The organism is Streptomyces sp. NPDC058291 (assembly GCF_042880855.1).
In the GTDB taxonomy this organism is placed as follows: Bacteria; Actinomycetota; Actinomycetes; order Streptomycetales; family Streptomycetaceae; genus Streptomyces.
On record NZ_JBHVYK010000003.1, the window covers coordinates 172,869 to 181,782 of the forward strand.

Below are 8,914 nucleotides of genomic sequence, written 5' to 3' on the forward strand. Positions count from 1 at the left end.
CCGGGAAGCGATGTTCCGCCGGGTGCGCCAGCCGTCGGCGGCCTCGTTCCGGACGGTTCGGCGCAGGCCGTAGGCGCTGGCCATGGTGGGTATGCAGACCCTGGAGGACACCGACGCCACGGCCAAGCCCGTGCACCTCGCCGGCCCTTCGGAGGTCCTGTGCGTACGCGTCCTGCCTGCCTTCCCCCTCGTCCCCGACGGCGTTCAGCTGCGCGTCGCCCAGGGCCTGCCCGAACCGCTCATCGAGGAGATGCGCACCGGCCGTGGACGCGCCGATCTGCAGCGGCATGATCCAGTTCGTGAAACCGGCGAACAGCGGCGTCGCGAACATCAGCAGCATGATCGTGCCGTGCATCGTGAACGCCTGGTTGAACTGCTCGTTCGACATGATCTGCAGGCCCGGACGGGCCAGCTCGGCGCGCATGAGGAGCGCCATGACGCCGCCGATGCAGAAGAACGCGAACGACGTCACCAGGTACAACGTACCGATGGTCTTGTGGTCGGTGGTCGTCAGCGACTTGATGCTCTTGAAATCTCTCACGCGCTGTCTGTGTACGGTCCCGGCCCAGGCGTCACACATCGACCGCGCGACGAGAATCACGGGAAGGGGTGTGACGATCGAGCGGATGCCGGACACGAACAGAACATGAGCAACGACGAAACCTTCGCCGCTGCCTATCGCGAGCACTACTGGGCGGTCAGCCGCTACGTTGCGCGGCGACTGGACGGGCGGCCCGACGAGGTCGAGGAAGTGGTGGCGGACGTCTTCACCGTTGCCTGGCGACGCCGCGGCGACCTGCCGCAGTCTCCGCTGCCCTGGTTGTACGGGGTGGCACGTAACTGTCTGGCCAACACGGTCCGCGGCTACGGGCGGCGCCGACGACTCCTCGCCCGGCTGGGCAACGACGTGACCGCCCACGGCCGGCAGGTCGTCGCAGGTCCCGACGCCGAGAGTCCCGGCGCCTGGGTCCTGGACGCACTGGCCCGGCTCTCCCCGGCCGACCAGGAGGTGCTGCGCCTGACGAGCTGGGAGGACCTGGCCGTCGATGAAATCGCCGTCGCCCTCGGCTGCGGCACTCGCGCGGCGGCGATGCGGCTTCACCGCGCCAGGCACCGCCTGAGAGCCGAACTCGACCGGCTGCGCCCCACCACCACCGCCGCCACGCCCACTGCGCAGCGGAAGGGGGCGCGACCGTGATGAACGACCTGCGTGTATCGCGGCCCCGGGCACAGGGTGGCGCGCCTGTCCCGTCTCCCGCCCGTACCGCCGCAGCGGCGACCCCCTCGAAGGACCACGGCCATGGCTGACGAACTCGACCTTCTGCGTGCGGCCAACCCGGCCCTGCCCGACGGCCCGCACTACGGCGACGGGCCGTTGGACCACCACGCCGAACGGCAACTGGACCGGCTGCTGCGCAACCGGGCGCCCTGGCGGCGACGGATGGCGTGGAGTCTTGCGGCCGTTGTCGTCGTGGCGGCGACCGTGGCCGGGCTGCTGTTCAGCGGCTCCACGACCACCCCGGCGGTAGCGGCCCCGCTGCCCTTGGTCGTTCGGGCCGACTCCACTCCGGTGGGCCTGGCGGAGTTGGCCGAACGGGCGCGGGCAGCCGCGGCCGACGGGGCCCCCGCACTGCGGAAGGGGACGCACGTGCAGTCCTGGAGCATGGGCATGTCCGACGACAAGCCGCCGATCACCCTGCCCGAGGAGCGCATCGTGCGCTGGAAGGCGGACGCCAGTCGCACGGAACTGGTCGTCGCCACCGATCCGCGTCATCCGGGTAGGCCGGTGCTCACGGACGAGGGCGGCGCCCCGCGCACGGTCGAGGACGGCCATGTGCTGAGCGACCTTACGTACCCGCCCAGTTGGAGTGACGCCCCGCCCGAGGCCCGGCCGCCGGCCGACGTGGCGGGACTGCGGGCCTACCTCCAGGAGACCGCGTACAGCCACACCGCCCTGTCGACGCCCGAACTGCTGGACGCAGTTCAGGAGTTGCTGAACCACTGGACGCTGGGCGCGGCCGAGTCGGCGGCGCTGGCGCAGCTGCTCGCGGACGCGGACGGGCTGCGGCCCGTCGGGCAGGTCACGGACCGGTTGGGACGGTCCGGACAGGCGTCCGTCTCCATGGGTTCCGACACCCGGCGCATGCTGATCATGGACTCGGCCACCGGGGCGGTGCTCGGGCTGGAGACCACCTTCACCAAGTCCGAACCTCGGTACGGCGTCAAGGCGGGCGATGTCATGGAGTACAGCACCTGGATGCGCTGAACCGGCCTGAGGTACGCGGCGCTGACGGCGACGTCGCCGGCTCTTCGAGCGTGTGCCCGCGTCTCACCTCGGCGTTGGCCCTGATGCGGCGAGGCCCATCTCCTGAATGAGGTGCAGGCTGGGTCGCTGGGCGGTTACCACCCTGCCCCACCGCCAGCCCGCTCCGCTCCTGACGACACCGCTGACCAGGCCGGACAGCGAAGCCCCGCTGGAGTACCAGGGCACTGGGGGGCTGAGGCAGGCACTGCCTCGTCAGGTCGCGGCCAGGTAGACGTCGACGTACCGGGCGAGCGTCAACGCGTCCTGGGGCTCGGTCGCTCGGAAGGTGACGTGTCGGAGCAGGCTGGCCCCGCTGAGCGTGACGCCCTCGCGGGCGAGAACGAAGACCAGGGTGAGGAAGGCGGACCGGGCGTTGCCGTCGTCGAAGGGGTGGAAGAAACAGACGTCGAGGTAGGCACGTGCTGCGCGGGCGGTCAGGGGGAGGGGCCGCCCGCCGTCCGTCGCGCTCTCGGCCAGGCAGGCATCCAGCCGGGCGCGGGTGTCCGGGCCGACGCCGTAGCGTTCCCGGCCCCGCTTGGCGAACGCGGGCAAGCTGCGGAACGCCGGTGGCTGGGGTGTGTGAAGGACATGCTGCTGCCAACCGCTGAGCAGTTCGAAATCCAGCCGGGCGCCGCGCGCCGCGTCGGCCCGCAGCATGTGCAGGGCAGCGAGCAGTCCGTCCGCGCGAGCGGGATCCAGAGCGCCGTCGAACATGCGGATGTGCTCGGCTGCGCCGTCGCGCGGGAGGCTCACCGGTGTGGCGGCAGTGCGGTCCGGGCTTTCGTGCCACGGCACGGCCTCGCGCACCGCTAGCCAGCGCTCCAGGTGGTCCGGTACGGGCTCGTCGGACGACGTGCGGTCGTCCGGCCGCAGGGACAGCGCGAGCCGCTCGGCGACGTCGTCGACCAGCACCGTGTCAGGGCCGGTCCAGCTCAGGAACCGCCCGCCGATCGCCTCGTCGACCAGATCCTGCGCGACGTCGGGTGAGACCTGCCAGCGGCTGAGGAACCACGTGAGCACTTGACGGCAGTGCCTGTGCCAGCCGCTGCCGGACCCGGTGCGGTCGGTCACCTGCAGGATCAGGTTTGCGGCAGCGCGCTCCCACAAGATCCGTTGGTCCTCGACGGCAGCCAGCTCCAGCGGGTACGCCTCGAACCATCCGGCCAGGGTCTCCAACCACTCGCGCCACTCGCACAGCGCCGCGACGACACGGGCGAGGGTCTCCTCCGAGGTGGTGATCGAGTCCCGCGGGCAGCACCAGCTTCCGACCGGCCCGCCGTCGAAGTCCCCTTCGTCGTGCGCCCAGCGCCAGCCCACGGTCCAACGGCCGTAGCGTTCGACGAGGGCGTGCGACATGGCGTCGGCCCAGAGCTGGGCCTCGTCGTGGCTCCAGGCGCTCATCGCCGGGTGGGCGAGGGGGACGTCGGGGCGGCGCGGCACTCGCCGGGCCGGCCCGAGCGAGCGCACTATCCGCGTTGCGGAGGCCTGGTCGAAGGGATGACGGGCGGGGTCCGCCTCGTCCCAGGTCAGAAAGGCAGGAGACAGCTCGAGAATCACCGCCACAGCCTGCATGTCCACCGACACCCGTTCAAGCGGATAACCAAAGGCATAAGCACCGGCGTGGATCCAGACCAGGACGGGCAGACGGCCGCCGTCGGGGGCCGGGGTCCTTCGACGGCTTCGGCCATATCCCCGCCGCCGAAGCGACCGCCTACCCGGACAACCGGGGCCTGCTCGACCAAGTCGCGACTCTGCGCTGCCGAAACGATCCCCGCCTTCCCGCCGCTGACCTGGGGATTCACGGAACTGCGGACAGAGCCTCGAAAACGGCCGGGGCCGCTCCTCGTCCCACGCGTTCGGTCGTTGAACTGTGTGAGGAAGACGGGGATCGAGGAGCGGACCTCGATCCCCGGAATGTAGGTTTCGGCCGTGACTGATGACTGGCGGACGGATCGGATCGGGACCGCGCTGAGAGGTGAGAACCCGACCGTGCTGCGACGGTTGACGTCGGGGTTCGCGGTGATCGGGGATGTTCAGTTCCTGCCTGGCTACTCGGTCCTGCTGGTGGACGAGCCGGATGTGCAGCGGTTGTCGGACCTGCCGAGGGCGAAGCGGCTGTCGTTCCTGTCCGACATGGACCAGCTCGGTGAAGCGGTCGAGCGTGCCTGCAGGGGGGCTGGACCCGGCTTTCCGGCGGGTCAACCTGGAGATCCTGGGGAACACGGATCGGTTCTTGCATGCGCATGTCTGGCCGCGGTTCGCATGGGAGCCGGCCGATGTGGTGGGCAAGCCTGTGTGGCTCTATCCGCGTGAACGGTGGAGTGACGAACAGTTCAGGCTCGGTCCGCAGCATGACGTGCTGCGGGACGCGATCGGCAGCGAACTGGACCAGCTGCGCTCGGGCACCTGAGTGTTGCGGTCCCGCCGACCGGCAGGCCGGCGGGACCGGTGATCGGTGACGGTCAGCCGGAGCCCACTGGAGGCATCTCACTGGGACGGCGTCGGTGACGCGGTCGGGGGGCGGGTGTCCCGTCCGCGGGGGCTCGGGCGCTCGTTTAGGGTGACACGGTGGAGTTTGAGGTGCGGGAACGGTGGGTCGCACAGCCGTTGTGGGCGCGATGGGTTCTCGCGGTCTACTTGATCGGTTTCGCTGAGGGAACGGCCTCTCACCTCGCAGATCTGCTTCGTGGCGGCATCCACGCCTATGCGTCGTTCCCTCCGGTCTCCGTGCAGGTGTTCTTCGTCGGCTTGGTGTTCCTCGATCCGTTGGCTGCCGTGCTCCTGGGGCTTGTGCGGCGGGAAGGGATCTGGCTGGCAAGTGCCTTGATGATGTTGGACGTCAGCGCGAACTGGTGGGGTAACCGCCACTGGCTGAGGGATGGCCCCGCGCAGTTGTTCTGGCTGCTGCCCATCACTGTCTTCGGCCTGTTCGTCATTGCCTTCGCGGTCCCCTTGCACCGCGCGCTGACGGCGCGAGCCGTCCGGAACTCCTGTTCGCTGTCCCTGTGACAGCAGCAGGGAATCCATGCGGACGCCTACCGGCGTGCCAACCGGTGACGGTCGGCCCAGGCGTGAATCGACGCGGCCAACTCCTCGGGGCGGTCCTCCGGGGAGTGGTGACCGGCCAGGCCGTGGCGGGTGACCTCCAGGCCCGCGATGTTCTCCTCGCACCAGGCCACAGCGCCCTGGTCGGTCATCGCGCCCGGGCCCGGCTCGAACGCGGCGAGGAGCTTGGGGACTTCGGGGCTGGCGGCCAGCCATGCGTCGTAGTGCTCGACGCGGGCCACGACGTCAGCGGGCTCGGCGTCCAGCGGCATCATGCGCGTCCACGCCAACACGGGGCGGCGGCTCCGCGGCGTCGGGAAGGGGCGGCGGTAGACCTCCAGGTCGGCAGGGTCGAGCGGGGTGGCGAGCGTGTCCGGTAGCCCTTCGATGAACAGCGACTTCTCCAAGATCATCTCCTCGCCCAGTCCCGGGGTGCGCAGCAGGGTGAACAACTCCCGCCCAGCCGCTGGGAACTCGTCGCCGACCAGCGGCTTGACGATCGTCTCGGTGAAGGCGAGACCGCGCACGCGGCTCGGGAGACGGGCGGCTCGGTCGAAGGCGAGCGCGCCGCCCCAGTCGTGGCCGACGAGGACGGCCTCGGCAAGGCCCAGGGCGTCGAACCAGGCGTCAAGATAGCGGGCGTGGTCGTCGAAGGAGTAGGCGATGTCGGGCTTGCCGGAGGCGCCCATGCCGATGAGATCGGGGGCCAGGAGGCGACGGCCGGGTGCGGCCACCCCCGGCAGGACGTTCCGCCACAGGTGGGAGGAGGTGGGGTTGCCGTGGAGGAAGACGAACGGCAGCCCGTCGGGATCGCCGGACTCCCGGTAATGGAGGGTGGAGTCGAGGACGGTAAGGGTGGGCATCGCGATGTCACTTCGCTTTCAATGCGGGGATTCATCAGAGATTGAGGCTCAGGAGGCGGTCGACGGCGATCTCGATGACGACCAGATCCAACGGAGCGGGCGGGGCGGCACGGTAGCGGTCGGTGTAGCGGCGTACCGCCTCAGCCAGGCGCTCGGGGTCGTCGGTGACAGTGGCCCGGCCTTCGAGGGTGACCCAGCGGAAGCCGTCCGCCTGACAGAGCGCGATACGGGCCGCCGGGCCGCCCGCCACGACGTTCCGGGCCTTGCGGGCTCCCGCCCGGGTGGTCACCCGGGCCAGGCCGATGTCCGGATCGAAGGTGAAGCGGACCGGGGTGACGTGCGGGGTGCCGTCGGGACGGAGGGTGGTGCAGGCAGCCGTGTGGGGGCTCGTGAGAAACGCCCGTGTGGCCGGGGGGAGTTCGACGGTCGCCCGGCTCACTTCTTCTTCACGCCCTCGTGCCAGATCAGCTTGGCGACGTTCGGCTTCACAGCCGTGGTGATGACGCCCATGGCCGTACGGACGTACCGTCGTTCCTCCAGCTCGCGCAGCATGCTCGCGGCGAGGTCGGCGCGGGCGGTGAAGACGCCGTCAGCGCTGGTCTCAGCGGCGTGGTAGTCCGTGACGACGGGGTGCTCGAAGAGGCCCGAGGGCCGGACGAGGGTCCAATCGAGGTCTGTCCGACGGATCACGGCCTCCATGCGGCGCATGTCCTCGTGGAGGGTACGGCCGAGGCGTCGGTTCACCAGCGGGTCGAGGACATGGTTGAAGAAATGAGCGCCGGTGGGACGCCAGTTGGGGTCGGCGACGCTGGAGCTGACGGCGAGGAACCGCTTGATGCCGTGGCGGGTCATGGCCCCGGTGATGGCCCTGGCGCTCGCCGAGTACAGGGTGATGGACTGCTTGCTGAAACGCGCACCCAGCGCGGACAGGACGGTGTCCGTCCCGGCGATCGCGGCGTCGACGGCCGCCGGATCGGTGGCGTCGGCGACGGCCACGGTGAGGCCGGGCCGCTCGGAGGCGAGGGAGCCGGGACGGCGAGTCACGGCGACGACCTCGTGGCCGGCGGCGAGGGCCTGGTCGGTGAGGTGGCGGCCGGTCGGTCCGTTGGCGCCGAAGACTGCGATACGCATGGTGTCGGGTCATCCCTTCGTGTGGTTCCCGGAACGCCCTTGACTGTGCCGATCACGAAACGCAGGCTCAACCGTGATGAATAACGCCGCCCCTGCCCCCGCCCGCACCCGAGGTCGTCCCCGTGGCAACCCGCCGACCCGCGAGGCGATCGTGTCGGCGGCTCGCGCGCTGTTCCTGGAGCGCGGATACCGGCGCACCACGGTGCGTGCGGTGGCCGCCGTCGCCGATGTCGACCCGGCGCTGATCGCCTACCACTTCGGCTCGAAGAAGGGCCTGTTCGCGGAGGTGATGCAGTTCCAGTGCGCCAATGCGCTGGCGGTGGACGACGTCCTCGGCGGCGACCCGGCCACCCTCCCCGACCGCCTGATCGACGCGGTGACGGATCTGTGGGAGGACGCCGACTTCGTGCAGCTCACCGCCCGGGGCGACGAGGCCGCCGAGGTGATCCGCGAATACCTGGAACGCGAGCTGCTGGCCCGGCTTGTTGAATTTCTCGGCGGCCGGGATGCGACCGCCCGCGCCACGGCCGTGGTGACGATCCTCGGTGGCCTCATCTACACCCGTTACCTCAACCCGCTCCCGACTCCCGCCGCCCTCACTCCGTCCCAGACCCGCCACATCCTCACACCCGCACTGCTCGCGGCTCTGAGCCCGAGGCCGCGCACCGCGACAGCCACCGGAGCAGGCCGTCGAAGCTCGCCGGCCGCCGGCTGAGGCGTCAGTCCGGCCTCGACCACCTCAGCGCCTCCGACGACGCCGCTACCCCTGTCGGCGGCGGTGCAGCAAGGTGCTCGGCATGTGCCGGCCCTGGTGCTGATCTCCCCCGCGGCTCCCGCCCTGATTCTCGAGCCGGCATGCGTACGCGATCCCGTCGGCGGGGCGGGCGACGGGTCCGCCTTGAACCTGCCGGTGGAGAGCCGGAGGAGACCGAGCCGCGTCGCTCGGTCGCCAATCAGCGCCGACGCCACCCCCCGTGGGCCGGCGTCACCTCAGGCAGCAGCACGGCCGAAATTCGCCGGGCTGCTGCACAACTGCACGGCTTCGGCGTCGGAGCACGCGACTGTCCTGCGGCAGGCAGGATCTCTCGTCCACCAACTCGTCACCTGGTGGCCGGGCTGCAAGCCCGTCAACAAGGACCCCATCCGGCAGGTGGCCGACTGCTTCCGTTCCTCCTCGGCTGGACTCACCGACAGCCGTCGCCGACAACGCACCGTCCGCCATTCGGTGACCCTTTGGGCAACGACCTCCTCGAACACCCACCTCCTCAACCACCCAAGCCCCTCCACGCGGCTTCCCGCGCTGGACCGACGCTGAGCGTCGGCATCGCAGGTGACGGCGGCGATCGGGTCGAGCGACCCGCGCTCGTTGCCAAGGGCCCGTCGCGTCAGCGTGGCCGCGCCGATCGGCGTGGCGGTGTGCCGCTCGCAGAGCGCACGTCCGCATGGTTGATGAATCCCGCCATCTGGCCCGGGACTGCCACTCCCTGCCAGACCTCCCGACCCGGCTCGCCTCCCGCGACGGCGACCACCGACCGCGACACGGCCACTGTCGCGCGGGACAGGCGCACGT

Annotated in this window: 8 protein-coding genes and 2 pseudogenes; 5 read left to right on the forward strand and 5 right to left on the reverse strand. The window is 70.5% G+C overall.

Going from position 1 to position 8,914, the window contains the following annotated elements:
• Window positions 1-268 precede the first annotated feature (268 nt).
• A pseudogene (locus tag ACFVYK_RS02995) lies at window positions 269-580 on the reverse strand (cbb3-type cytochrome c oxidase subunit I); the annotation flags it as partial.
• 66 nt (window positions 581-646) lie between these two features.
• Between ACFVYK_RS02995 and ACFVYK_RS03000 the strand changes: the two are divergent.
• Together ACFVYK_RS03000 and ACFVYK_RS03005 are read left to right on the forward strand one after the other, a co-directional pair.
• Complete coding sequence (locus ACFVYK_RS03000; RefSeq protein WP_389767808.1) at window positions 647-1,198, forward strand: RNA polymerase sigma factor; 552 nt, start codon at window positions 647-649, stop codon at window positions 1,196-1,198.
• 102 nt (window positions 1,199-1,300) lie between these two features.
• A complete protein-coding gene (locus ACFVYK_RS03005) occupies window positions 1,301-2,266 on the forward strand; it encodes a CU044_5270 family protein (protein ID WP_389767810.1) in 966 nt (321 codons plus the stop codon).
• A gap of 252 nt (window positions 2,267-2,518) precedes the next feature.
• On the opposite strand, the gene ACFVYK_RS03010 is transcribed toward ACFVYK_RS03005, so the two are convergent.
• Window positions 2,519-3,862 (reverse strand): cell filamentation protein Fic, encoded by a 1,344-nt coding sequence (locus tag ACFVYK_RS03010; protein WP_389767812.1) that lies wholly within the window; start codon window positions 3,860-3,862, stop codon window positions 2,519-2,521.
• 372 nt (window positions 3,863-4,234) lie between these two features.
• Here ACFVYK_RS03010 and ACFVYK_RS03015 point away from each other — a divergent pair.
• A pseudogene (locus ACFVYK_RS03015) lies at window positions 4,235-4,715 on the forward strand (diadenosine tetraphosphate hydrolase).
• A 158-nt stretch (window positions 4,716-4,873) separates the two neighbouring features.
• Window positions 4,874-5,314, forward strand: a complete 441-nt coding sequence (locus tag ACFVYK_RS03020) for a hypothetical protein (RefSeq protein WP_389767814.1) — start codon at window positions 4,874-4,876, stop codon at window positions 5,312-5,314.
• A gap of 26 nt (window positions 5,315-5,340) precedes the next feature.
• Here ACFVYK_RS03020 and ACFVYK_RS03025 read toward each other — a convergent pair whose 3' ends face one another.
• From ACFVYK_RS03025 to ACFVYK_RS03035, 3 genes are read right to left on the reverse strand one after another with little or no spacing between them, the layout of a single operon-like run.
• The gene (locus ACFVYK_RS03025; protein ID WP_389767816.1) at window positions 5,341-6,213 is read right to left on the reverse strand and encodes a haloalkane dehalogenase; all 873 of its coding nucleotides are present in this window, start codon (window positions 6,211-6,213) and stop codon (window positions 5,341-5,343) included.
• A gap of 34 nt (window positions 6,214-6,247) precedes the next feature.
• Window positions 6,248-6,652, reverse strand: coding sequence for a pyridoxamine 5'-phosphate oxidase family protein (locus ACFVYK_RS03030; protein WP_389767818.1), 405 nt, complete (start codon window positions 6,650-6,652; stop codon window positions 6,248-6,250).
• A complete protein-coding gene (locus ACFVYK_RS03035) occupies window positions 6,649-7,344 on the reverse strand; it encodes an NAD(P)-dependent oxidoreductase (protein ID WP_389767820.1) in 696 nt (231 codons plus the stop codon). Before ACFVYK_RS03035 ends, ACFVYK_RS03030 begins: the two co-directional genes overlap by 4 nt.
• A gap of 76 nt (window positions 7,345-7,420) precedes the next feature.
• Here ACFVYK_RS03035 and ACFVYK_RS03040 point away from each other — a divergent pair, with 76 nt between their 5' ends.
• Window positions 7,421-8,059, forward strand: coding sequence for a TetR family transcriptional regulator (locus tag ACFVYK_RS03040; protein WP_389767822.1), 639 nt, complete (start codon window positions 7,421-7,423; stop codon window positions 8,057-8,059).
• Window positions 8,060-8,914 lie beyond the last annotated feature (855 nt).

Bases quoted from the DNA above. Each gene is read 5' to 3' on its own strand.
- ACFVYK_RS03000 (WP_389767808.1), top strand. From the start codon at position 647: ATGAGCAACGACGAAACCTTCGCCGCTGCCTATCGCGAGCACTACTGG.
- ACFVYK_RS03005 (WP_389767810.1), top strand. From the start codon at position 1,301: ATGGCTGACGAACTCGACCTTCTGCGTGCGGCCAACCCGGCCCTGCCC.
- ACFVYK_RS03025 (WP_389767816.1), bottom strand. From the start codon at position 6,213: ATGCCCACCCTTACCGTCCTCGACTCCACCCTCCATTACCGGGAGTCC.
- ACFVYK_RS03035 (WP_389767820.1), bottom strand. From the start codon at position 7,344: ATGCGTATCGCAGTCTTCGGCGCCAACGGACCGACCGGCCGCCACCTC.
- ACFVYK_RS03040 (WP_389767822.1), top strand. From the start codon at position 7,421: ATGAATAACGCCGCCCCTGCCCCCGCCCGCACCCGAGGTCGTCCCCGT.